24 protein-coding genes are annotated in these 24035 nt (G+C 47.1%); 13 read left to right on the top strand and 11 right to left on the bottom strand.

From position 1 onward, the window contains the following. Nucleotides 1–88 precede the first annotated feature (88 nt). Both FEK30_RS10185 and wecB read left to right on the top strand, forming a co-directional pair. Nucleotides 89–460: a hypothetical protein gene (locus FEK30_RS10185; RefSeq protein WP_012306834.1), complete on the top strand. Its 372-nt coding sequence runs from the start codon at nucleotides 89–91 to the stop codon at nucleotides 458–460. 153 nt (nucleotides 461–613) lie between these two features. After that, complete coding sequence (gene wecB / locus FEK30_RS10190) at nucleotides 614–1726, top strand: non-hydrolyzing UDP-N-acetylglucosamine 2-epimerase (RefSeq protein ID WP_138073122.1); 1113 nt, start codon at nucleotides 614–616, stop codon at nucleotides 1724–1726. Here the strand turns inward: wecB and FEK30_RS10195 are convergent. Next, nucleotides 1713–2321, bottom strand: coding sequence for a hypothetical protein (locus FEK30_RS10195; RefSeq protein WP_138073123.1), 609 nt, complete (start codon nucleotides 2319–2321; stop codon nucleotides 1713–1715). The two genes, wecB and FEK30_RS10195, sit on opposite strands and share 14 nt — an antisense overlap. Before the next feature lie 207 nt (nucleotides 2322–2528). On the opposite strand from FEK30_RS10195, the gene FEK30_RS10200 reads away from it, so the two are divergent. Next, complete coding sequence (locus FEK30_RS10200; RefSeq protein ID WP_138073124.1) at nucleotides 2529–5267, top strand: valine--tRNA ligase; 2739 nt, start codon at nucleotides 2529–2531, stop codon at nucleotides 5265–5267. Between the two features lie 19 nt (nucleotides 5268–5286). Further along, nucleotides 5287–5700: an HmpF-related protein gene (locus FEK30_RS10205; protein WP_220094717.1), complete on the top strand. Its 414-nt coding sequence runs from the start codon at nucleotides 5287–5289 to the stop codon at nucleotides 5698–5700. A 21-nt stretch (nucleotides 5701–5721) separates the two neighbouring features. Here the strand turns inward: FEK30_RS10205 and FEK30_RS10210 are convergent, their stop codons facing one another. From FEK30_RS10210 to FEK30_RS10235, 6 genes are all read right to left on the bottom strand, one after another. Continuing rightward, nucleotides 5722–6918 carry an FtsW/RodA/SpoVE family cell cycle protein gene (locus FEK30_RS10210; protein ID WP_065716284.1) on the bottom strand — a complete coding sequence of 399 codons (1197 nt, stop codon included), beginning with the start codon at nucleotides 6916–6918 and terminating at the stop codon, nucleotides 5722–5724. A gap of 163 nt (nucleotides 6919–7081) precedes the next feature. Continuing rightward, nucleotides 7082–7411 (bottom strand): slr1957 family protein, encoded by a 330-nt coding sequence (locus tag FEK30_RS10215; protein ID WP_030006303.1) that lies wholly within the window; start codon nucleotides 7409–7411, stop codon nucleotides 7082–7084. Nucleotides 7412–7978: 567 nt separating this feature from the next. Continuing rightward, on the bottom strand, nucleotides 7979–8971 hold the full coding sequence (locus FEK30_RS10220) for a pentapeptide repeat-containing protein (protein WP_138073126.1): 993 nt from the start codon (nucleotides 8969–8971) through the stop codon (nucleotides 7979–7981). Continuing rightward, nucleotides 8968–10242, bottom strand: coding sequence for a hypothetical protein (locus FEK30_RS10225; RefSeq protein WP_099240924.1), 1275 nt, complete (start codon nucleotides 10240–10242; stop codon nucleotides 8968–8970). Before FEK30_RS10225 ends, FEK30_RS10220 begins: the two co-directional genes overlap by 4 nt. A 148-nt stretch (nucleotides 10243–10390) precedes the next feature. Continuing rightward, nucleotides 10391–11470: a CIA30 family protein gene (locus FEK30_RS10230; protein WP_138073127.1), complete on the bottom strand. Its 1080-nt coding sequence runs from the start codon at nucleotides 11468–11470 to the stop codon at nucleotides 10391–10393. Between the two features lie 87 nt (nucleotides 11471–11557). After that, nucleotides 11558–12058 carry a cupin domain-containing protein gene (locus FEK30_RS10235; RefSeq protein WP_138073128.1) on the bottom strand — a complete coding sequence of 167 codons (501 nt, stop codon included), beginning with the start codon at nucleotides 12056–12058 and terminating at the stop codon, nucleotides 11558–11560. Between the two features lie 531 nt (nucleotides 12059–12589). Here FEK30_RS10235 and FEK30_RS10240 point away from each other — a divergent pair. Continuing rightward, on the top strand, nucleotides 12590–12958 hold the full coding sequence (locus FEK30_RS10240) for a response regulator (protein WP_012306845.1): 369 nt from the start codon (nucleotides 12590–12592) through the stop codon (nucleotides 12956–12958). Here the strand turns inward: FEK30_RS10240 and tatC are convergent. Further along, a complete protein-coding gene (gene tatC / locus FEK30_RS10245; RefSeq protein ID WP_012306846.1) occupies nucleotides 12947–13708 on the bottom strand; it encodes a twin-arginine translocase subunit TatC in 762 nt (253 codons plus the stop codon). The genes FEK30_RS10240 and tatC overlap by 12 nt on opposite strands. Nucleotides 13709–13771: 63 nt before the next feature. Next, complete coding sequence (locus tag FEK30_RS10250) at nucleotides 13772–14203, bottom strand: EVE domain-containing protein (RefSeq protein ID WP_138073129.1); 432 nt, start codon at nucleotides 14201–14203, stop codon at nucleotides 13772–13774. 146 nt (nucleotides 14204–14349) lie between these two features. On the opposite strand from FEK30_RS10250, the gene FEK30_RS10255 reads away from it, so the two are divergent. The 6 genes from FEK30_RS10255 (at nucleotide 14350) to FEK30_RS10280 (ending at nucleotide 20803) form a co-directional block, all read left to right on the top strand. After that, nucleotides 14350–15666 carry an ATP-binding protein gene (locus FEK30_RS10255; RefSeq protein WP_138073130.1) on the top strand — a complete coding sequence of 439 codons (1317 nt, stop codon included), beginning with the start codon at nucleotides 14350–14352 and terminating at the stop codon, nucleotides 15664–15666. Nucleotides 15667–15845: 179 nt separating this feature from the next. Then, entirely contained in the window at nucleotides 15846–16025 is a 180-nt protein-coding gene (locus FEK30_RS10260; protein ID WP_138073131.1) for a TLTLP motif-containing protein, read from the top strand. 120 nt (nucleotides 16026–16145) lie between these two features. After that, complete coding sequence (locus FEK30_RS10265) at nucleotides 16146–16655, top strand: inorganic diphosphatase (protein ID WP_030006311.1); 510 nt, start codon at nucleotides 16146–16148, stop codon at nucleotides 16653–16655. Nucleotides 16656–16770: 115 nt separating this feature from the next. Beyond that, nucleotides 16771–18756, top strand: a complete 1986-nt coding sequence (locus FEK30_RS10270) for a type I restriction-modification system subunit M (RefSeq protein ID WP_138073132.1) — start codon at nucleotides 16771–16773, stop codon at nucleotides 18754–18756. Further along, entirely contained in the window at nucleotides 18750–20381 is a 1632-nt protein-coding gene (locus tag FEK30_RS10275) for a restriction endonuclease subunit S (protein ID WP_138073133.1), read from the top strand. The genes FEK30_RS10270 and FEK30_RS10275 overlap by 7 nt, the downstream gene beginning before the upstream one ends. Nucleotides 20382–20389: 8 nt before the next feature. Further along, nucleotides 20390–20803 (top strand): type II toxin-antitoxin system VapC family toxin, encoded by a 414-nt coding sequence (locus tag FEK30_RS10280; RefSeq protein ID WP_062433590.1) that lies wholly within the window; start codon nucleotides 20390–20392, stop codon nucleotides 20801–20803. Here the strand turns inward: FEK30_RS10280 and FEK30_RS10285 are convergent. Then, a complete protein-coding gene (locus tag FEK30_RS10285; protein ID WP_012306850.1) occupies nucleotides 20800–21426 on the bottom strand; it encodes a TetR/AcrR family transcriptional regulator in 627 nt (208 codons plus the stop codon). The two genes, FEK30_RS10280 and FEK30_RS10285, sit on opposite strands and share 4 nt — an antisense overlap. A gap of 160 nt (nucleotides 21427–21586) precedes the next feature. On the opposite strand from FEK30_RS10285, the gene FEK30_RS10290 reads away from it, so the two are divergent. Continuing rightward, nucleotides 21587–21775: a CPXCG motif-containing cysteine-rich protein gene (locus FEK30_RS10290; protein ID WP_012306851.1), complete on the top strand. Its 189-nt coding sequence runs from the start codon at nucleotides 21587–21589 to the stop codon at nucleotides 21773–21775. Nucleotides 21776–21999: 224 nt separating this feature from the next. Continuing rightward, nucleotides 22000–23085 carry a hypothetical protein gene (locus FEK30_RS10295; RefSeq protein WP_138073134.1) on the top strand — a complete coding sequence of 362 codons (1086 nt, stop codon included), beginning with the start codon at nucleotides 22000–22002 and terminating at the stop codon, nucleotides 23083–23085. A 9-nt stretch (nucleotides 23086–23094) separates the two neighbouring features. On the opposite strand, the gene FEK30_RS10300 is transcribed toward FEK30_RS10295, so the two are convergent. Then, nucleotides 23095–23691 (bottom strand): Crp/Fnr family transcriptional regulator, encoded by a 597-nt coding sequence (locus FEK30_RS10300; protein WP_065710522.1) that lies wholly within the window; start codon nucleotides 23689–23691, stop codon nucleotides 23095–23097. Nucleotides 23692–24035 lie beyond the last annotated feature (344 nt).

Below are 24035 nucleotides of genomic sequence, written 5' to 3' on the forward strand. Positions count from 1 at the left end.
ACTATCGAAGGGCATCAACACCCAGAAATATTGATGCTTCCATTTAAGTTTTTTGACAACTAAACATATCCCTGGGAGGGGACAGATTATGGACTACTCATCGACGCGCAGTTGGGATTCAGCTTACCTATCTGTACTATTAAAAAGCTTTTTGATCTGGAGTTTTACGCTACTGGTTTGCCTTTTGGTTGTCGGTTTTCCAATCGTTGTTTTAATGATGACCATTGGTTCGCTCATGGCCATTGTGCTCCAGTCTATTTTGCCGGTTAGTGCAGTGCTCGTTGTTGCCGGAACGATTATTGGCGGCACCTTGATGGGCATTTTGGTCGCAGCGGCAATGCTAACCGCCAAGGGAGTTCACCCCCAAGAGGTGACTTGGTTAACTTGGCTCCATGGAAATGCAGAGGTCGCATCGGATTCTATTTTTGCAGCCTGCCCTTTAACCTGTGAAGTTAGTTAGAGGCACACCTGTACACTGCCTCGTTGATTAGAGTTTTCCAAAGTTCATAGTGATCTAAAAAAAGATGCTTGTATCTACCCGGTAATTTGCCGGGTTTTTTCGTGACTGGCAAGGGAATCTGTAGAATGGATAAGATCTTTTGGTGAGTGTTTTATGCCCTCAGTTTGTATCACTCTTGGTACCCGCCCGGAAGCGATTAAGCTCGCGCCTGTGATCCGGCAATTTCGCCAGCAGTCTGATTTTAAAACCCATGTGATTTTGACGGGGCAGCACCGGGAAATGGTTGATCAGGTGATGCAGTGGTTTGATCTACGGGCCGATGATGATCTCGAAATTATGCAACCGGGACAAACCTTATCAGACATTACCTGCCGGAGCTTGGCGGGTTTACAGGCGATTTACCAAAAGTTATCCCCGGATATGGTGCTGGTGCAAGGGGACACAACAACAGCGTTTGCGGCAGCTTTAGCGGCGTTTTATCAGCAGATTCCGGTGGGCCATGTGGAAGCGGGCTTACGAACGGATAATTTAATGAATCCTTTCCCAGAGGAAGCCAACCGACGCCTAATTTCTCAGATTGCCCAGTTGCATTTTGCACCGACTCCCCAGGCGATCGCCAACCTGAAAAAAGCAGACATTTTAGGGGGCACCTATTGCACAGGAAATACGGTGATTGATGCCCTTTTAGCCGTCGCGGCGGCAAATCCCCCCTGTGAGATTCCTGGTTTAGATTGGGAGCGGCAACGGGTGATTCTTTCGACGGTGCACCGTCGGGAAAATTGGGGTGAACCGCTCCAGGACATTTTGCAGGGGTTACATAAAATTGTTACGGCGTTTCCAGATGTGGCGATTTTATTACCGATGCACCGCAACCCCACCGTCCGGGAGCCAATTCAGCAAATCCTGGGCCAACATCCCCAAATTTTTCTCACCGAACCCCTAGATTACCCGCAGTTAGTCGGGGCGATGCAACGGAGTTATCTGGTACTCACGGATTCTGGGGGGCTCCAGGAGGAAGCACCGAGCTTGGGTAAGCCGGTGTTAGTTTTGCGAGAAAATACCGAACGGCCAGAGGCGATCACCGCCGGTACGGCCCAATTGATTGGTACCGCCCAGGACAATATTTTCCAAGCGACCCAACTCTTGCTCACAAACCAAGAAAAGTATGAGCAAATGGCCAATGCGGTAAATCCCTTTGGAGATGGCACCAGTTCCGCGCAAATCTTGCAAATTGTGCGTGATTTTCTGCAAGCTAGGGCAGTGTAAGATCCCGGGCCGGAGCGGAGTTCACAAAATCCCGGAGATTGACAGAGCTTGGGGCTTGGATCGTGTCTTGGCCCTGGAAATTAGGATTCTCCTGGGCGGACGTTGCCGGGTCAGGCTGAAAAGAGTCTGGGGGTGTTTGCGAGTCGAGGGTCGGTACGCTGGCGACATTGCTAAGAGGGCGATCGCCTGCTGTTTGTCCACTGGGTTGACCCGCACTGGGATTGGGGTTTAGGGGCGGACTGGCGAAGTTTGGAATTCTGATATTCGCCCAATAGTTGGGATAGGGCGGCACAGAAGGCTGGTTGGTGGCGTACTGGGGAATCGCCGTCGGAATGTTGCGGAGTGCTTCGGGGGAGACCGTTTCGTAATCTTTGAGGATCTGTTCGCGACTGTCGTTTTCGGCAAAGGTGGCCGTGGTTGGTTCGTCGGTCATAAAACTTGGCTCGGAGTCGCCATTGCCAAAGGTTTCATTAGCGGCTGTTTCCGTTGTTTCAGCGGGGCGATCGCCTTGACCGAATAAACCAACTGCCGCTGGCGTCAAAATCGCCCCAGCCAAGAATAAACCACCATATAAAAAATATTCTTTCTTTGCCATCTTGTTCAGATATAGTGCGAACTCATCTTCCTTCTAGCACATTGTTCCGTGTTTCGGTGTCGCGCCAAATTTGCCGATTAACATCCTAGGCGATCGCTGTCCCCAAACAAATTTGAGGAGAACTAACCCAGCATGGCACAATCTAGGGCGAAGATCGATTTACAATGAAGCAGCTCTCAAGTTTTTTTATTTCCCCAAGACGGCCCAATGACTACCGATATCCCCAATCTTCCCAGTCAGTACGATCCCCACAACACCGAGAATAAGTGGCAACAGACTTGGTTTGAACGGTCAGTGTTTCGGGCCGACCCCCAGAAAAAAGGCGATCCCTTTTGCATCGTGATTCCGCCCCCCAACGTTACGGGCAAGTTACACATGGGCCACGCCTTCAATACCTCCCTGATCGATACTGTCGTTCGTTACCACCGCATGAAGGGGGAAAATGTTCTCTGTCTCCCCGGCACAGACCATGCCAGCATCGCCGTCCAAACCCTCGTCGAAAAACAGATTAAAGCTGAGGGCAAAACCCGTTACGATCTCGGTCGCGAAAAATTCCTCGAAAAAGCCTGGGAATGGAAAGCCGAATCCGGTGGGGCGATCGTCAACCAACTTAAACGCCTGGGACTCTCCGCCGACTGGACGCGGGAACGTTTTACCCTTGACGAAAATCTCTGCGAAGCCGTTAAAAAAGCCTTTATTACCCTCTACGAAGAAGGTTTAATTTATCGCGGCAATTATTTGGTGAACTGGTGCCCCGAATCTCAATCCGCCGTCTCCGATCTCGAAGTGGAAAACAAAGAAGTAGACGGACATCTGTGGCATTTCCGCTATCCATTGAGCGATGGCAGTGGCTATGTGGAAGTAGCAACGACTCGCCCAGAAACGATGCTCGGTGATACGGGCGTTGCCGTTAATCCCAACGATGAACGCTACAAAGATCTAATTGGCAAAACGTTAACGCTGCCCATTGTCGGGCGGGAAATTCCAGTGTTTGCCGATGAGCATGTAGACCCTGAATTTGGGACAGGTTGTGTGAAGGTTACGCCCGCCCATGATCCGAATGATTTTGAGATGGGGAAACGCCACAACCTCGAATTTATTAACATCATGAACCGCGATGGCACGTTAAATGAAAATGCGGGGATGTTTGCAGGACAGGATCGCTTTGAGGCGCGGAAAAATCTCGTTGCCAAATTAAAAGGGGATGGTGTACTGGTCAGAACGGAGGATTATCGCCACAGTGTTCCCCACAGCGATCGCGGGAAGGTTCCGGTAGAGCCACTCCTTTCCACCCAGTGGTTTGTCAAAATTGATCCGCTGGCACAGAAAACCCTCGCCTTTTTAGACGAAGAAAATCAACCGAACTATGTGCCGGAACGGTGGCGTAAGGTGTATCGGGATTGGTTAGTGAAGCTGAATGATTGGTGTATTTCGCGGCAGTTGTGGTGGGGACATCAGATTCCGGCGTGGTATGTGGTTAGTGAAACCAATGGCGAAATTCAGGATCACACGCCCTTTATCGTTGCCCATGATGAAATCGAAGCGAAACAAAAGGCGATCGCCAAATACGGCGAAGATTGCCAGCTAGAACAGGATCCCGATGTGTTGGATACGTGGTTTTCCTCTGGCTTGTGGCCCTTCTCGACCTTGGGTTGGCCCGACAATAGCGAAGATTTCCAGAAATATTTCCCCAATAGCGTGCTGGTGACGGGGTTTGACATTATCTTTTTCTGGGTCGCGCGGATGACGATGATGTCCAGCCATTTCACCGGAAAAATTCCCTTTAAGGATGTTTACATTCACGGGCTAGTCCGAGACGAAAATGGCAAAAAAATGTCGAAATCTGCCAATAACGGCATCGATCCCCTGCTGATGTGCGATCGCTACGGGACGGATGCGTTGCGTTATACCCTGATCCGTGAGGTCGCTGGGGCAGGTCAGGATATCAGTTTGCAATACGACCGCAAAACCGATGAATCCCAGTCTGTAGAAGCCTCCCGGAATTTCGCCAATAAGCTTTGGAATGCGGCGCGGTTTGTGATGATGAACCTCGATGGGAAAACCCCCACCGATTTGGGTCGTCCTGAAATGCAGGATCTCGAATTAGGCGATCGCTGGATTCTCTCCCGTCTGCACCAAGTGATTGCCGATACCCACAAAAACCTCGAAGGGTATGGCTTAGGGGAAGCCGCCAAAGCCCTCTATGAATTTATCTGGGGCGATTTCTGCGACTGGTATATCGAACTGGTCAAACCCCGTCTCTATGCCAAGGAAGCGCAAGATCAAGCTTCTCGCACCGTTGCCCAACAGATTTTGGCGTGGGTCTTAGAGGACATTTTGAAATTACTCCATCCCTTTATGCCCCACATCACCGAGGAAATTTGGCAGACCCTCACCCAAGCGGACGGCCAAACATTCCTCGCGACGCAGCTTTTCCCCGCCGAAAATGACCAGTTAGTTGATCCCTCCCTAGAGGATGAATTTGCCCTGCTCATCGAAGCCATCCGCACGATCCGCAATCTCCGTGCAGAAGCGGGCATTAAACCGGGGGCAACGGTCACCGTGATCCTCCAAAGTGAAACGGAAACGGAACTCAACACCTTGGCGAAAGGGGAAGCCTATATTCTCAAATTAGCCAAGGTGGAAACCTTAAACCTGACCAACACCGTGGATAATACGCTCAAACAGGCGATCGCCGGGGTTGTTGGTACAATTCAGGTCTTAATTCCCCTCGAAGGCCTTGTCGATATTCCTGCACTGCGGTCAAAATTAGAGAAGAATCTCGTAAAAGTGAATAAGGAAATTCAATCCCTCAGTGGACGTTTGAATAACCCTGGCTTTGTTAACAAAGCCCCAGCAGAGGTAATCGAAGGTGCCCGGTCTGCCCTTACCGAAGCTGAAGCACAACAATCTATCTTGACGGAACGTTTACAACGACTTCAGTAATGCGCTTTCCTTACCTGTGATGCGTCACCTTGCTCAAATTCAACGTCATTCCCAATCTACCCAGCTTCAACTTGTGTTTGTGGCGCAAGAGCAACCTGACGGGAGTTGGCTAATCCATGACCAAGGCGATCGCCCCTCCATGGTTTATTCCCAAACGGAATTTGCTGTGGGGGCACTGGTTCTAATTCAACTTGACAAACAGCGAAAATTGGCCAGCATTCAAGATGCGACGGACTGGCTCTTGAATGTGGTGCACCATTATTTTGTTCCGGGAAAAATCACCCCGGAGTTTGTCCAGCAAGAGCAAAAAAAAATAGAAACTTGGCGTCAAGAGATGACGGCCCAAAGCCAAGACTTTACCCGTCGTCAACTCGAACTAGAGGTACGCCGAGAGCAGCTAGAAGCCCTAGAACAGAAATTATCTGACCCCTGAGTTGTTAAATGTTGAGCAATTTTACGTTGGATTTTCTTGTCGCTGTTGCCGCCGTTCTGCGAGGGAAATGACTGTTGCTTCGCCGTTTTCCCTGGCGATCCGCACCAAAAGTCCCGTCAGCATCAGGCTCGAAATGATTGAACTGCCACCGTAGCTAAAGAGGGGCAAGGGTAAACCCGTCGTCGGTAAAGCCCCCGTTGCTACGCCAATGTTGAGCAAAGATTGACCAATGAGAATAAAGGTGGCCCCAATGGCAATGAGTCGGTGGCGGAGCACAGGCGATCGCCAAGCCACATAACTCCCCAAAGAAGCATAGGCGAAGAGTAACCCCAATAGCCCCAAAGAGCCAATTAAACCAAATTCCTCTGCAAAAATCGCGAAAATAAAATCTGTGTGTTGAATAGGCAGAAAGAATAACTTTTGCTGGGATTCGCCAAAGCCTAAGCCCCAACCACCACCGGAGGAAACCGCCAGCAAACTTTGTACCAACTGGTAACCTTCATCCCGTGCAGCGCGGAAAGGATCAAGGAAAAACGTCAATCGCTCCCGTTGATAACTATTAACACTAATACTCGCTAAGGCCGCCAATCCCCCGACACCAGCGGCTCCCCCCAGCAGTAGCCAAGGAATACCTGCGGCCAAGGCAATAAACCAGATCGTCATACCACAAAGGGCGGTGGTACTTAGGTTGGGTTGCTTCAAAATTGCCAATAAAATCCCAGCAAATAAGCTCAACCAAACAGCTCGGTGCCAAATTTTCAACTGACGCCAACGGCTAAAGACATTGGCGGCTTCTAAGACCAAAAAAGGCTTTGCAAACTCCGAGGGTTGTAGGGCAAATCCGGCAATCCCAATCCAACGGGAAGCGCCCCATTCTTCACTGCCCCGACCAAAACCGACAATCGTCAGCAGAATTAGTACAAAAGAAATGATTAAACCACCAAACGAAATCAGGCGAATTTTTTTCAGGGGGACGCGGGCGATCGCCCCAGCACAGATCAAACCGGCGATCGCCCAAACGATTTGCCGCTTGACATAGTACCAACCATCACCATTTTCGACGGCTGCCACCGGATAAGAAGCGGAAAAGAGGGTGACTAATCCAAGTCCAAGCCACAACAAAGTCAACCATCGCAACAACCTTGCCTCCAAGGCCCAATGCTTGACCTCAGTAAAATACGTCAAAAAATGGTGGAGGAGATCTTTGTTAGCCAACACGTTTTAAGGGTAAAAAATGCTTCCCTATTATCGCAAAGGATGCTCGATCCTAGGGGTGCTTCTCCTGGACTTTTTTGCAAACTTATTGATGAATTTTTGATATTGCTTACCGTAGGCTATTGGGTGACAAATACCGATTCAAGAGAAATGACTCTTTTTTCTCCTAAGCCGTTGCCGGAATTTCAACCTCTAAACGTGCCGCTGTGACAGCACTAAAGGCAAAGGCCATCACCAACGGTAAAGGGCAATGCCAATAATAAGTAAAAATACCTGAAACTAAGGTCACCCCAGCGGCCAAAGCCAGCCAACGTTTTTCATCTTGGGTAAAACCTTTTTCCGATTTAATGAGGCGGAGAATTTCTCCAGGAATGGGTTCGGGCATCACGCCATTTGGCGGAAAAGCCCAATAAAAATTGGTACTGACTAACGTTGGATCTGTCCAGCCATTGCCATCACACCACTCTTGAATCCACTCGTCGCAATAATGCCTCATACTCATTTATTCCTGCTGATTAATTCTGTAATGTCTATTGATCTGGCAAACAATAAACAATTATTTAAGATTTGATGTTGTTTTATCTGTCCATTCCCAAAGAAAATTCCAAACACAGAACGCCTTGAAGAATGGAATTTCATCCTATCAACTGAAAAACCAAAGGCGATCGCCAAAGAAAGAAAAGTTTAGATAAAATAATTGGGTATAATTACTTATTCTTTAGAGCTTAAATATCTGTTCTCACATCAAAAATACAACAACTCATCTTTAAGAGAATCGATTTCTCCGTGATTAATCTTGCTGGCGATCGCCAGATCTGAAATCAAGGCCTGGACAAAAAATTACGCCATCTGTAAAGAAATATTGCAAAGATCGACGGTGCTTGTTACAATTTTTAACAAAGCTCACTCCAAGATTTTACAGATTTCCATTCCAGTGGATCTGTCGGCAAAGTACCATGCGCCGTCTTGACATTGAGTTTCTCCTCTCATACAGCAAGCTCAAACTGACCAGCCCTAAAGCTTAGGCTGGTTTTTTTATGTGTTGGCGTAATTGGTTGTTAGCCTAGCGGTGTTCAGAGCCATCGGGCATCATCGCCCCAGTCAGAATGACCCCAGCAAGATTTGTACTGCTAATTTCAGCACGGATCAAGTTCGCCCGGGTTAAATCTGCTCCCATCAGATTGGCGCGGGCAAGGTAAGTATCAATCATTTCAGCATCGATTAATTTGGCCTGGGAGAGGTTGGTGCGACTGAGATCCGCCCGGTTGAGACGGGCATTGGTCAAATTGGCTTTATTGAGTTTGGCGCGATTGAGGCGGGCACCAGGAAGATTAGCCCAGGTAAGATTGGCTAGGCGAAGATCAGCATCCTCCATTAACGCCCGCTCAAATTTCGCATTTTTGAGATTAGCTTTAACGAGGTTGGCCCCAATCAAATTCGCTTCGGTCAAAATCGCGTTTTCTAAGTTGGCCCCACTGAGATCGGCTTCATGGAGATCGGCCCGTCGGAAATTCACACCCTTGAGGTTGGCACCACTTAATTCGCCCCGGGCGAGGTCGGCACCTTGGAGGTTTGCCCCCTGTAGATCGGCTTTCCGGAGGATGGTGCCCCGCAGACTGGAATTATAAACTCGCTTTTCTTCCCGAAGATTGGCTTCCCGCAAACAGACCCCAGAAAGATTCGCCCCGCTTAGGTCTGCCCCCCGGAGATCTGCTCCCATCAGGTTGGCGTCGAGTAAATTTGCCAGAGTCAGGTCGGCGTTGGTTAAGTTAGCACCAATTAAAACAGCACCATGGAGATCAGCGTTATGAAGTTCTGCCAAGGTTAAATTGGCTTGGTTGAGGTTAGCGCCGCTGAGGTTGGCATTAATGAAATTGGCTTGTTTTAGATTGGCCCGGCTGAGATAGGCAAAAATCAAAATTGCGTTGTGGAGGTCAGCCTCCTGGAGATTAATGCCGATGAGATCTGCCCCCCAAAAGTTCGCGCCATCGAGTTGGGCTTCTGGGAAATGGGTTTCTCCAAGCGCATATTTAGCAATGAGTTCTTGGGGGGTCATAGGTCATGGACGGGGGGATTGGTGAAAGTCGTCACGGCTTGAACAATGGCTCCGGCGGCCTGGAGATGTTCGTTGGCGTCAAAGAGTGACCGGGCGATCGCCGAAAGTTTAATTTCCAGAGCCTTAAGACTAGAGGCATCCCGCAGCACTTCGGATAATAACTCATCAAAATCACAGGTACGCAACATTGACCAGTCTTTGCCACTGAGGTCAAAGGGATGATGGACGACGGAAAACAGCAAAATTTTCGTGCGGAGGGGATTCGCATATTTCATCACCTCCAGCTTAAGTTCGTAGATGTTGAGAGCCGCCGCAAAATGCTTTTTTTTCGGTACCGGAGCAGGCGCAGGGGCCGGCATTGGTCGAGGGGGGCCGGTGTTGAGCAACATCGTCTGGGTCGTCTGGGTCTCTGGATCTAGCGCCAGGGTTTGATTTTCGCTGAAATCAAGATCCATCGACTTGGCAGGCTTGGGAATGGGGAGCTCGTCAATATTAAAAGCCATGGTCTGCTTATAGTTCACAGACTCTGGTGCTGGACTTGGGGCAGGGGGAGGGGGCGGCACCACTGGGGTGGGAACTGGCGCTGGAGGGTCAGCGGTGGGTTGGGTTAAACCCGTGGCAGAATCACCAGATTTGTATAGGGGGGCGATCGCCCCAAGGATCACATCAGCCAATTGGCCATAGATTTGTTGGCGATTAAGCAGAGACACTAATTTGCGCAGGATCGTCTCAAATTGGTTACGGGTGGGGTAGTTAACGACGACTTGGCGTAACAGGTTCGCCAAACTGTATTCTTCTAAAACCTGAAAACTATTTTCCCAACGCTTAAAACAAAGGGCATAGAGCAATTTTTTGATGCGAATATTCTCGCGGTGTTCTTCGAGGGTTTGCACCGCAACTTCTAGGTGAATCTCTGTAATGCTTTGGTGGCTATTCTGGCCAGCAGCAACAATACCCGTCGAAGGATCTTGATCTTCGTTTTCGTAGAGGGGGCTTAACTGGGTCAAGATGTCGTTGGCAAGGCGACCATAGGTAGCAGGCCGGCTGAGGGTACTGACGGAGGTACTAAAGGCCCGCTGGAGTTCTTTAAAGCTTAAAAACTGGTCAAGATTTTTTTTGACAATGCGCTCCAGGGAGAGACGTTGGAGTAACTGGGGATTACTTTCCCACCGATTGACAGCAGTATAAATTAACAACTTTTTGATGCGTTGGGCATCTGGGTGTTGTTCTAACTCTCGAATGATGGCTTGGAGAGAGACAGGGGGAGTCATAGGTTGAGAAACAATTCCCACGGGAAACCAGCGTTTAAGGGGACAGGATTAAGGCAGCCAAAGTATTTATGCTTTCGATCTTACTTGTTTATGCTAAATATCTAACCGGATACCCCGCAATTCTTTGCCACGGGTGGCCAGTTGTTGGTTACTGTGACGCTGCACAGGTAATAATTTGGTTAACGGCTTGGCGATCGCCAATGACATTGATCACAGTTTGCAAATTTTCTGCGGTAAAACCCTGGGGACAATGGATTAGACAATAGGGGAGCCCTGTTTCCTGGAGCGCTTCCTGGGGGGCGGTGGTTTGACTCAGGGCAATAATTTGGGGGAAAGGTTCACCGCCATAAACGGCGATCGCCTCGATGGCCAGTTGGAATAACCCCGGCTGAAAACTGGGATTGAGTTGCCCATCATATTCAAACTTACTGAGCATCAACTGCAACGCATAGACCCGGTCAGCTTGAAATTGCCCCATTTGCGGTACGGATTTGGCCCGAAAAACAGGCACAAGCTCGCTAAACGGAATATCCACGCTCAGCCACTGGTCTGCGGTGGTCTCAAAGGAATAACTATAGCCAATGCCATCCCAACGGTTTTCGCAGCGGGCAATAAATTTGTAGCGTTGGCCATCGCCCTTTACCCGGAGCCGGAACCCCGCATATTTGGATAGATCCCAGGGATTCGCCAAACTTTTGGTGCGTACCGACGCAAAACCGCCATTGTTATCGGTGGAGACATTACCTGTAAATAGCGCCCCAGCCGGGGTTAACCGCAATTGACTTTGGCTAACACCTCCCATCACCACATCGTCCACGGCTCCCCACAGTTGGGCGAGGGCAGGGGTCGCTTGGCGAAAATTAAACAGTTCCCACTGGGGCGATCGCCATTGGGGATCTTGGCTCACCTGGGTGAGGAGGGAGTCTCTGGTTGTGGCAGCGAGATCAGCACAAAGAATAAGCATGGCCGCCCCATCTAAAGATTCATCAGCATCTTGTGTCCAATGGGTTTGATAGCCGCGAGCCGAAAGGGCCTGCACAAGGGTTTGATTTTCTGGGCGATCGCCACCCACCACTAAAATTTTTCCCATCTGGGCGCTGCCTCCAAATGTTTCATTATCCGCTGCCACGTTTTCTTGACCCAACCAAGGCTTAATCAGTTGACTCCCCGGCATAACATCGAACTGAATGAGGGTCTGCATAAAGCGACCGAAATCCCAAATTGCCATTGTGTTTCCCTCGGTTGCCGATCCGTTAGCCAAAGTGTAACGGGTTTCCCTGGGCGATCGCCAAAACGAGGCAATGATTTCCTTTCGTTAATGGCTCGGATGAATATAAGCTCTGAGTTGCGGCCAATGCTCCGGATACAGTTCTTGGAGCACTGACCCCTGGGCAACTTCCAAATCTTGGTAATCAAATCCTGGGGCCACCGCTTCCCCCAAAAGACCAAATTCGCCCGCTTCTAAAATGGCCGTTTTCCAGTAGCCCCCTGGTACCAGGAGTTGGGGCACTTCTCCTGCCGCTAAGTCAAAGCCGAGCTTTGTGGTCTGCCACTGGCCTTCCGGAGAAAGGGTATGGTAGGTGATCGCCGCACCGCCGTGGAAATAGTGCATGATCGGCGATTGGTTGCGGTGCAGATAGTCCATGGGCCGCGATTGACTGAGCAGATAGTAAATCGAGGTTAACAATTGGCGATCGCCTCCCGGTCTTTCGGTGGCCATAGAGAGTGTTGAGCGGTAAGTTTCCCGAAAATAGCCCCCTTCCAGATGGGGTTCTAGGCCCAAATATTCAATTACGGCTGCCGCTGTCAAAGTCATAAATTTAAAATCCCCTAGTGAAAACGAACGTGAAAATTAGCTCGAATTTTGTTTGACTTCAAGATAGCGCCCGATCACAGAGATCAAACAAGCTAAAAATATTTTTCATTGATCATTTCAGCCAGTAAGACAAAATACCTAAAAATAAACTCTGATTTCGATGCAACTCTCAGCAAATCGCAATATTTTTTTAGAAAATTAGTTACAAAACCACAGGCAAGTTAAAAAAAGCAAAATTCATTAAGTTTGCTTCTGGGAAACCTTAAATGTTCATTAGGGTTTATTTTTTCCAGGCAAGGTCGCCTCTATGATCATTAGCGTAAGCAAGTTAGGTCAACGCTGCAAAACACTTTTTCTGCCGTAGCTGTTTCTGCCAAATTTCTCTTGAGCAATCATATTTTTTCTCAGCCAGACCGACCTATTACAACTTTTATTGACTATTGAGATCCGTCGTATTTTTTCCTGATTTAGGCTCACTAAAGAGTCTTAAATTTTCTCCTCAAAAATCATTGTTTCCCTTGGTGACACATCATGATTCCGAAAATTTTAGTGATCGAAGATGAATCTGATCTGCGAGGTAGCTTGGTGATTTCTTTAATCGTTGAAGGCTATGCAGTGACGGGCGTAGGAAATGGTGCCCTGGGGGTTAGTTTAGCGCGGCGACTAACACCAGACGTGATTATTTGTGATTTTCGCCTGCCCTGTCTCGATGGCCAAGAAATTTTTGGTCAATTGCGCCATGATCAATCCACCGAAAAAATTCCGTTTATTTTGATTAGTGCCGATGCTTTACCAGAATATTCTGTGCCACAGCCCGATTCTTTTCTCCGTAAACCCTTTGGTCGCCCCGAATTAATGGCTGCTGTACTGCAGGCGATCGCCAAGCCCCTAGCGTCCTGAAAGTTTCACAATGCCAATGCCACCAAAATATAAGCCCAGGACGGCCCCAGCCAAGAGCGATTGGGTCATCGGATCTGTCGAGGGCGTAATCACCGCGCCGAGCACCACTGCCCCCAGAACGACAAAGCGCCAACCCTTGAGCATCAGGCTCGAAGAAACAATCCCCAGCCAAGACAAGATCATTTGCACCACAGGCACCTGAAACGCTAGCCCCGTAAAAAACATCAGACCCAGCACCAACTCAAAATATCGTTCAATAGACCAGGCCGCCTCTACGACATCAGCACCATAGGTAATGAAAAAATTCAAAGCCGCTGGAATCAAAGCAACGTAGGCAAAGGCCAAGCCCGCAAAAAATAACACTCCAGACCCCAAGACAACGGGAGCGAGGAGACGCCGTTCTCCCCTGGTTAGCCCCGGCAAAACAAACTGAATAATTTGGTACAGGATAAAAGGGCTTGCCAGTAAAGCGCCGGTGTAGCCCGCCACCTTAAACGAGAGAAAGAAAAATTCGCCGGGGGCTACCTGGATAAATTTCACCCCAGCAGCCGGCGCTTCTAAGATCTGGACGATGGGTTTGACAAAAAAGAAACAACCAACCCAACCGACAACAACGGAAATCAGCGAATAAAAAATGCGCCAGCGGAGTTCTTCGAGGTGATCGAAAAAGGACATTTCTGCTTCATCGGGGATCTCCCGCATGGGATCTGGGGACTCGGTTGGGGGCATTTTACTTTGGGTCGAGGTCATGGTGAAGAAAGGTGCACAGCAGAGTTTTATTTTAACGGAGGTTTTTGGGGAAGTTAGGGGAAATCACCCTTTCAGTTGGTGCACCCGCAGCCATTGTTCGGGGGTAATTTTGAAATTGGTACTGCTGGGCGTGTGGATAACATCGAGATCGCGCAGGATGCCATCAAATCGCAATTCTATCTTGCGTAGGGGTTGACCGAGGAGCTTGCGAATAAAGCGGATTTGGCTGCGGGGTTTATCGGCCCGGAGTCGCTTGGGATCCGTCCAATAGTCGAGGTCTTGAATATTTTTGGACGAAATAACTGTGGGGAGACTAATGATTTCGGCGATCGCATAAATGCCGGCAGCTTCACCGGCCATCCAAATTAAAACGCCATCACCGACTTGAATTTTATTTTTGTAGCGGGTCACAAGCCAGGGCATTTCCGTTTGTTCACGGATGGCATCAAGTACACGATGATAGCGGGGGTTCCCTTGAAAAAGCCAATATGCCATCTGATCCAGATTGAGAAAATGTAAAGGATGCTGAGGAATACAATACCGCCATTTCCCCAATGCGGTAAATTCTTAGCAGAATAGTATCGCACCAGTAATACGGTTCATCTGGATTTTTTAAGCCCATTACATCGGCAGATATTTTTATGGTTGCTCCCGCTTCAAACACAATTTCCACCAGGCTACTTTATCCGCAAATTGCATCTTTACTGATTTTTCAGGGGGTGTTTGCGGATCCAGTTGGTCAGACCTTTTTGGCGTTGTTAGAAAGCTTATATTCAGATCAAGCAGCCCAATCCTCCGGGTCAACGGCCAGTATTCAGTGTTTGCGACGCTATGGGCGCTGGTTTCAAGCTTTGGCGATCGCCGATGTGAGTTGGCAAGATTGGCTTGTGGGGCGCATTCTCCAGGATGATAATCCCTTTAGTCGCCAGGCCCAGGTGAAATCCCTAGGGGAAATGAGCCGTTCCCTCCAGGAAGCGGTACGCCATGACCTGACAATTTTGCACCAAGTGTATTCGTGCGAACCCGAAACCGTCCGCTATTGGGTCACCGTTGCGACCCAAGTCGCCACAACCCTCACCCCTTGGCGGCGATCGCCCATCAAAGATTCTGCTTTTCTCCATTCCCACGACGCTTGGCCCGACTCCCTAGAGCAGTTGGCTGGTTATTACCATCGCCATGGCGCAGGCCAGTTTAGCCAATATGGTGCGTTCCGCTGGGCTGAAGGAAGTTTGCAACCTGTCCTTGATCCCGAATGGCTCCCCCTCGCCGATATTGTGGGCTACCCTGAGCCAAAAACTGCCTTGATCCGTAATACCGAAGCTTTACTTCAAGGTTTACCGGCGTTGAATGTGCTTTTGTACGGGAGTCGCGGCTCTGGTAAATCTTCCCTGGTAAAAGCTTTGTTAGGGGCCTACTATGACCAGGGCCTCAGACTAATTGAAGTGGACAAAACAGGTCTGGGAGATTTACCGCAAATTGTGGAGATCCTCCGGCAACAACCCCAAAAATTCATTATTTTCGTTGATGATCTGTCCTTTGAAGAGGATGATGAAGTGTTTAAGTCCCTCAAGGTGGTGCTCGAAGGCAGTATCCGGGCCAAGGCGAGTAATGTTGTGGTTTATGCCACTTCCAATCGCCGTCACCTGGTGCGGGAATTCTTTGAGGAGCGGCCCCGACCCAGCCAAGCAGAAGAAATTCACCACTGGGATACGGTTCAAGAGAAATTATCCTTTAGCGATCGCTTTGGGTTGACCCTGACCTTTGCCCCGGCTAATCAGGCCACCTATTTAGAAATCGTCCACCATTTAGCCCAAAGAGCTGACTTAAACTTGGCTCCGGCTGAGTTGGATTTTCAAGCGAAGCAATGGGCCACCCGCCACAATGGTCGTTCCGGCCGAACCGCCCGCCAATTTGTTGATTTTTTGGTGGCAGAACAAGCCTTGAATTCGTCCCAATAGCCTGTGATGGAAAGACCCCAACGATTAAAGAAATCTTAAGGGTAGCGAAAATCGTCAAACCCAACACAGTTCTGGGCCAATTCTTAGTTAGAATAACAGCACCTTCTTTAACCACTTAATTTTTTAGTTTTTTAAAAACATTGGCTTCCTAACAATTGTGTTAGCAGGCCCTGACACCTATGGACTCCAGTGGCTCTCCCGGCAAACCTGCCGACCCTTCCCCCCGATGGTCTGATCTGCTTGGTACAGCGATCGCCCTTTTGACCTTGACCATTCCCCTACTGGTTATTGGGTATTACTCCGACCGACCTGTCCAGAACCTCGCACCGGATCTCACCTCCTCTGTGTTATTGGAATAATCCTGCGGGCAAAGGAACCGCTTCTGTGTAGAATGCTTGAGGGCGATCGCCTTGCACTTTTTTAGAGTGTTTTAGGGCCGCCTCAACCCTTTGTTCTGGATATATTTGGAGAAATTACCCGTGGATTTATCTCGGATTCCTGCCCAACCGAAAGCTGGTTTGATTAATGTTTTGATCGAAATCCCCGGCGGCAGCAAAAACAAGTATGAGTTCGATAAGGATATGAATGCCTTTGCCCTCGACCGGGTGCTCTTTTCTTCGGTGAAATATCCCTACGACTATGGCTTCGTGCCCAATACCCTCGCCGATGATGGCGATCCCCTCGATGGGATGGTGATTATGGACGAGCCGACCTTCCCCGGTTGTGTCATCGCGGCCCGCCCCATTGGGATGCTGGAAATGATCGACGGTGGCGATCGCGACGAAAAAATTCTCTGTGTCCCCGCCGAAGATCCCCGTTATAACGACATTAAATCCATCAAACAGATCTCCCAGCACCGCCTAGATGAAATTGCCGAATTCTTTGCCTCCTACAAGAACCTGGAGAAAAAAGAAGTGGAAATTTTAGGCTGGAAAGACATCGATGCAGTTGCGCCCCTCGTGGAAGAGTGCGTCAAGGCTTATAAGTAAGCTCAAAATTGCCTACTGACTAGATTTGCCGCTAAGTCTTGTTCTTAATTTGTATGAACTTGCTTCAGCGGCTTTACTATATCAATAGATTTCGATTGCTCATCAGAAAAACAGAATGGCTCAAATACTAACGACATTACCAGACGGTAAGATCTGCGATTTTATTGATCAAAAAATTCGGAAAGATACTCCGGAAGAGTATGTTCGTCAGAATATTGAGCGTCGCCTTGTACTGGAGTTAGGTTATGCTCCAGAGCAGATCGAGGTTGAATATAGCTTAAAGCTAGGTGGGAAAACAGTTAGAGCTGATCTCGTCATTTTTAAAGAAGGACAGCCTCATAATCAAGAAAATGTTTGGATTGTCATCGAATGCAAAAAAGATTCTATTCCGCCAACTGCTCGTAAAGACGGCGTAGAACAGCTTCGTTCTTACATGGCAGCCTGTGATAATTCAGAGTGGGGGATGTGGACAAATGGAAAGAAAAAGACTGTCTTGAGACGGATTCGTACAAAAGAAGGGATCGAATACGAAGAGCCAAATGACATTCCAACAAAAGATGGAAGCATTGATGAAGTAGATCGCCCGAGCCGTGAGTCATTGAAAAATGCAGTAGGTGACAATTTACTTTTCTCATTTAAAATCTGTCACGACCATATATATGTGACTGATGGTTTACAAAAACAGCCTGCGTTCTTTGAATTGCTTAAAGTTATTTTTTGCAAGATTCATGATGAAAGAAATTTCCCGAATCCCTTAGAATTTTATGCAACAGCACAGGAAAAAAAGAGTAATGATGGTCGTTTAACTGTTTTTAATCGTGTTAGCAAAATTTTCAATCAAGTCAAAAAACAATACTCTGCTATTTTTGATGAGAATGATGAAATTAAACTTCAACCTCGGTCTTTAGCTTATATTGTAGGTGAGTTACAAAGATATAGTTTTCTAAGTACAAATATTGATGTCAAAGGGAAAGCCTATGAAGAGCTTGTTGGTGCTAATTTAAGGGGTGATCGTGGAGAATTTTTCACACCTCGCAATGTACAAAAGATGACTATTAGAATGCTTGATCCTAAAATTACGGATCGAATTCTAGATCAATCCTGTGGCACTGGTGGTTTTTTGGTCATTGCTATGAATGAGGTGATCGAAAAGTTAAAAAAAGAAGCTGGAGTGACGGATAATTCTGAACCTTGGATGCAAAACGCTCTTAATACCAGAATTCAAGAAACGGCAAAAAATAATTTTTTTGGGATTGATATTAATCCAGATCTTGTAAAAGCCACCAAAATGAATATGGTGATGAATAATGATGGATCTGGAAATATTTTTAGGCAGGATTCTCTCTTACATCCTTTCCAATGGCAAAGTAGTTTTCGTGAAGAGTTTGCTAAGGCTTTAGGTGTTAAACCTGAAAGTATTCGTAATGAAAAGGATCTGGCACATTTCGATGTGATCGCAACTAATCCTCCGTTTGGTTCTAAGCTACCCATTAAAGATCAGGAAACATTAGGGCAGTATCAACTGGGTCATGTCTGGCAGCCAACGGAAACAGGGGAATGGGAACCGACGGATCGACTCCAAACTTCTGCGCCACCAGAAATTTTATTTATTGAGCGGTGTTGGCAACTATTAAAATCGGGGGGGCGTATGGGCATTGTCCTACCGGATGCGATTTTGGGAGCGCCGGGTTTGTTATATGTGCGTCATTGGATGATTCGTCATTGCCGAATTGTCGCTTCTATCGATCTCCACCCTGATACTTTTCAACCAAGAAACGGAACTCAAACGTCTGTTCTGATTCTTCAGAAGAAAACAGAAGCGGAGATTAATCGCTCTACTATGGCTGATTATGAAATTTTCATGGCGGAAGTGAAGGCAATCGGTCATGATAAAAGAGGCAAGACAACTTATCGCCGTAATGAAGATGGAGAGGAAATTCTAGTTCCTACGGATCCTGAGACTGTTCCATTAATTGAAAGAACTGCCACGGGAGAAGGAGTCAAGAGACCATTGCCCCAGCAAAAGGTAGAGGATGATGATACTGGGCTTGTTGCAGATGAGTTTTTAGTGTGGAAAAAGGAGGTAGTCTTGGGATGGTAAATGCTGCTTTTCAACCAGATTTTATACCTCAAAAAAATACGGATAAAGCAGAGAAACTCTCAACCACCGTTAAATTGAGTGAAGTTTTAAATGCAGGAGTGCGTTTTGAAGCTTCTGCTTTTAATATTGATGCCCATAATGCAATCCAAATCTTACAAAGTAGTCCTTTTCCCTTAATTCCTCTATATGGAGAAAATGGCTTATCTCAAGAAGCACATAATGCTTTTCGCTTCAGGCGAGTTTACGTTTCCTCTACCTATGGCATTCCATTTTTATCTAGTTCAGAAATAATTAGTCTAAAACCCGATACTGATAGGTATTTAAGTAAGAAAAATACTAAAAAACTAAATTCATTGAAAATCCAAAAGTGGGATGTTTTGGTGTCACGTTCGGGGACAATTGGCAATGTTGGTTTTGCAACAGATAGTTTAAAAAATAAAGCTGTTTCAGAAGATGTCATTCGTATTAGGGTGAAAAATCCAGAAGCTGCTGGTTTTCTTGCTGCATTTCTAATATGTAAATATGGTCGTTTACAACTTACACAGGCTACATATGGATCTGTTATTGTCCATATTGAACTTGAGCATCTTCGTAGAATATTAGTACCTGATTTGCCAGTAATTCGACGTATTGAGATTGGTCGATTAATGTGTGAAGCTGGGGAACTGAGAGATCAAGCAAATCAGCTATTGAATGAGGCGGATAAATTACTTCATGAAAAATTAAATCTTCCCTATCTTAAAGAAATTATTCCGACTGACAAGAAATCCTCTGTCACTAAAATTAAAGCATCTCAATTAGCGGGTCGATTAGAAGCAAGCTACCATAATTCAACGGCGATCGCCGCCGAACAGCAACTAGCAAAACTCCCTTGGGAGATTACAACAGTTGGTGATCCGAGGGTAACAAAAGAAGTTCGAGCAATCACTAAATTCAGAAAAAGAACTTATGTGGAAAAAGGTGGTATCCCATTACTAAGTAGTAAGCAACTTTTTCAAATTGCTCCCATTGATGTAAAACGATTAGCAAAAGGCGCACATGCTAAAGACTTGCCAGAAATACAGCTAGAAGCAAATATGATTGCAGTAACTTGTTCTGGCACAATTGGACGAGTACAGATAATTCCAAAATATATGTCTAAATGGGCAGCAAACCAACATGCGAATCGTTTATTGGCTGCTGAACAGATGAATCCAGGATTCTTATATGCTTGGCTAGCTTCAGACTATGGCTATACTCTAATCACTCGTCATTCTTATGGATCAGTAATCCTCGAATTTGATAGATTCATGTTGGCATCTGTACAAATACCATTAGTTGAACCTTCTATTAGAAATGAAATTGGTGATTTAGTATTAAAAGCCAATCAATTAAGAGATGACGCTTGGAACAAAGAGCAAAAGGCGATTACAAAACTAGAAAATCTTATCTCACAAAAACCTAGAACCATGATAAATAATACTAACCAATCTCAAAGTTTAGCGCCTCCTCAAGATTTTCAATTTGATCCTAATGCAGAATCGATCTGGGAATTAGCAGCCCGCTTATCTGCCCAAGTTCCAGAATCTGAGTGGGAAAAACTACCGACAGACCTCGCCCGTAATTTTGATACTTACCAAGAATAGGATAGTTAGTGAGAATCGTTTTTGCTGATACTGGATATTGGGTTGCGTTACTAAATCCCCATGATGACCTGCATGAAAAAGCTGTTGAACTCTCGAAAAAATTACACCCTGTTTATATTGTCACGAGTGAAGCCGTTCTCATAGAAGTGCTCAATGACTTTTCTAAGAGAGGCGAACATTTCCGAAAACTTGCCTTGTCACTTACGAGGGAACTACGCAAAAATCCCAACGTAGAGATTATCAATCAGTCCAGCGAGCAATTTGAACAAGGTTTGGAGCTTTATGAACAGAGAAAAGATAAGGATTGGAGTCACACTGATTGTGTATCCTTCATAATTATGAAAGAACGCTCAATTAGTGAAGCACTTGCTTATGATAAGCATTTTCTCCAAGCTGGCTTTCAACCTTTATTGCGTGACTAGGCCAAAACACCATGGAGAAAAATGTCGGCGATGCCTTCTGCCATTTCCCGGAGTGACTCTGGGGTGGCGTGGGGGTCAGCGATGGTCACGTCAGAAAAGCCGGCGATCGCAAACATCCCCAAAAAGACCTGGGCGACAATGTGGGGGTTCATTTTTCGGTAAATGCCCTTTTCCATGGCCGACTCGAAAAACGCCTCTGCAATCCCAGTCATTTTATCGATCACTTCTGCCTGGATTTTTTCCTGGAGTTCTGGGTGGGCTTGGGTTTCAATGAAACAAACCTTGAGCAGATTTTTATTTTTGTGCATATTCAGCATCCGGTGGCGCATCACCTGGGCGATCGCCTTGTAGCTGCCCATCTCACTCATTTCCGTTAAAAAATCCGTGAGGAGATCCATCCAGCCGAGGGTCGCCACTTCCACAAGGATGGTTTTTTTGTTGCTAAAGTGACGGAACAAAGTTCCCTCTGCCACCTGGGCCTTGGCGGCTAATTCCTTCGTTGTTGTTTTTTCGTATCCCTTTTGGGCGAATAACTGTAGTGCCGCCTTTAAAATTCGGTCCCGGGGCTGGTCTGCCGCGCAGTTCTCTGCTAATCCTGTCTTTGGCGATCGCTGCTGAAACATGACCATCTTTCCTACGTCCCATATACAGTATCTAACTACTTTTATTGTGTCTTAGGAGACGAAATCCCCTCCCTTAGCCTTCATAAAACTTGAGGTGCTCCCCCAGAAAATATTGAGAAACATTTAGTGACAGAAAAACAAACTAAGCGGGCAATTCATTATGGAAAATACAGCGAACTATTTTTGTGCCTATTGCGGCGAAGAAAGCATTACTTTTGTGGATCTCAGTGGTGGTTTTTCCCAAAGTTATATCGAAGATTGTCAAGTCTGTTGTCAGCCGAACCGCCTGTTTATTACGGTCGATGAAGAGACCCTAGAGGTGACCATTGAAACTGACATTACCTATTGATCCCCCGTATTTCTAAGCAAATCGACGGCCAATTAAGTATTAAATTTCCAGTTCTTAGCGATTAATACTGTTTAATTGAAATTTGTCTCCTTTGACCACAAAAAATATTTCAACAACAGCAAAAATACCGCTAACTATTACTATTGTTATTTTCTGAGTTTTGGCGGATGGTAGTGGCGAATTATTTCACTATACTGAAGTAGTGTGCCCGTCTTATTGCCACCATGGATGTCCCAACCAAAAACCAAAGTTTGATACCATCATCTGTCAAGATCTGCCTCAGCAGTGCCTTATTTTTGAGCCTTCCCCTCGCCGTTTCCGTGAAAGCCGAAGTTTACCAAGGGATTGATTTTCCCCAGGGGGCCAGCTCCTTTGCAGATCGAGTCGTGAGCTTGGAATACAACGGGGCCACCAATGTCAGTGGTGAATATCGTGACGGCTCCCGCGTCCTAGGCATTCCAGATGGTAACCACGTCTCCCTCGGTAATGCCTCAGATGAAATGAATTCTTCTGCGTTGATTGTGGAGTTTGTCAATAATCGCCTGGTGGACGTGCCAGGGCCAGATCTTTACATTTTTGAAGTGGGGCCAGCGGTAGAGGCCACCAACGTGGCGGTTTCTACAGATGGACAGCAATGGTACGAGTTGGGGCGTATTCAAGGCGCTACCCGTTCTGTGGATTTAGCGAGGTTTAATGATTTGCCGACTGATGCCCAATATCGCTTCGTGCGCTTACGTGATTATCCCGACTGGCGAACGAGTGGTAGTCCCTACGGTGGCCCAGATATTGATGCCATTGGCGCCATTGGATCTGTGGCGGCATCACCGGAACCGGTGCGTGTACCTCCTGGTAATCGGCCTGATTTGTTTAACCCTGAGCCTGGGGATACGCTTCAACTGGGTAACAATGCCCAAGCTTGTCGCAACGGCAATGTGACCTTTCAAGCCATTGGCAATCCCCAAGTGTCATTGCGCTTTGAGCCAGCCCAAGGCTTTGTGACTGTTCCCTACATTGGCGTTATTAACCATCAGCAGCGGGGAGAGGTGGCTCGCTTTGAATATTCGATTTCGGTGGGCTATCCCAGAGCTAATCTCATTTTGCAAAACAGTACAACGCCGACAGATCCCCCTAGCTTTCCCATTTACTTTTTTGATGCTCGTTTAATGCCGACCTATGGGGACGTGAAATCAGAGTATGCGGTAATCTCAGGGTTTGGCTCCTATGATCATTACTTCAATGTGGAGGGTGGTTCCCGCACGGGAGGCGGAGAAATTGGTGATGTGATGTGGCGTCAACAATGTTCAGGTTAGAGTAAGTCGCTAGAGTCGAGGCAGGGGGAGACGATCGCCTTGGGGATTATCTAATAACAAAATGTGGCGATCGCCATCAATTTTTAGCCAGCCTTGCTGTTGAAATTCCTTAAAAAGTCGGGTGACAGTGACGCGGGTCGTCCCAATAGTATCGGCGAGGTGCTGGTGCGTGAAACGGTAACGGAGTCGGGTGATGGTTGCCTCTGATTTGCCCATTTCGTCCTTGAGGAGCAGCAGCAAAGAAATTAAGCGGTCTTCAATGCGTTTGAGACCGGCGATCGCCAAGAGATATTCGGCTTGACGGAGGCGCTGGAGGGTTTGTTGGAGTAATTCCTGCTGGAGGCTGGGAGACTGTTTTACGGCTTTGGCGGAGTGGCGCACCAGACGACTATCCACAAGGGCGATCGCTTCAATCCCTTCCAGTTTGGTCATAAATGATCCCCAAAAACTGCCCTTTTGCAGCCAACCCAATACCGTCACCGTTCCTTCGGGGGTATGGCTCCGGAGCTGCAACACGCCCCGTTCCACCTGCCAAATATCCTGGGAATAGCGGGGAATTACCTGACCCCGGAGGAAAGAATGGCAAATTTTTTCCGCAGCGTCCATGGGCTTACACAAGTCAAACGTTGGGCCAATAATAATTGCTGAAAAAGATAATTTTGGTTAAGAAATTATTGAAACTTCGCCCAGGATAAAGGAGGTAGTTAAATAAAATGTAATCGTGAGTTTAAGGTTAATCTTCTGCAAAGCACCAAACCACGAAGAGAACCCCGACCCAAAATATGACTTGTTGACTAAATTGAACGAGGAAGTTGAACCCCCAGTAGCCATAAATCACAGCAAATTGAGTTGTGACATAGGTTGTAACCAAAAAGAAAGCACTTAGTCCCAATAATAATCCAATCATTTTTCTCGAATTTCTATTTTAAGAAAACCATGGTCATTATTTA

This window comes from Picosynechococcus sp. PCC 11901 (assembly GCF_005577135.1).
Classification (GTDB): Bacteria; Cyanobacteriota; Cyanobacteriia; order Cyanobacteriales; family MRBY01; genus MRBY01.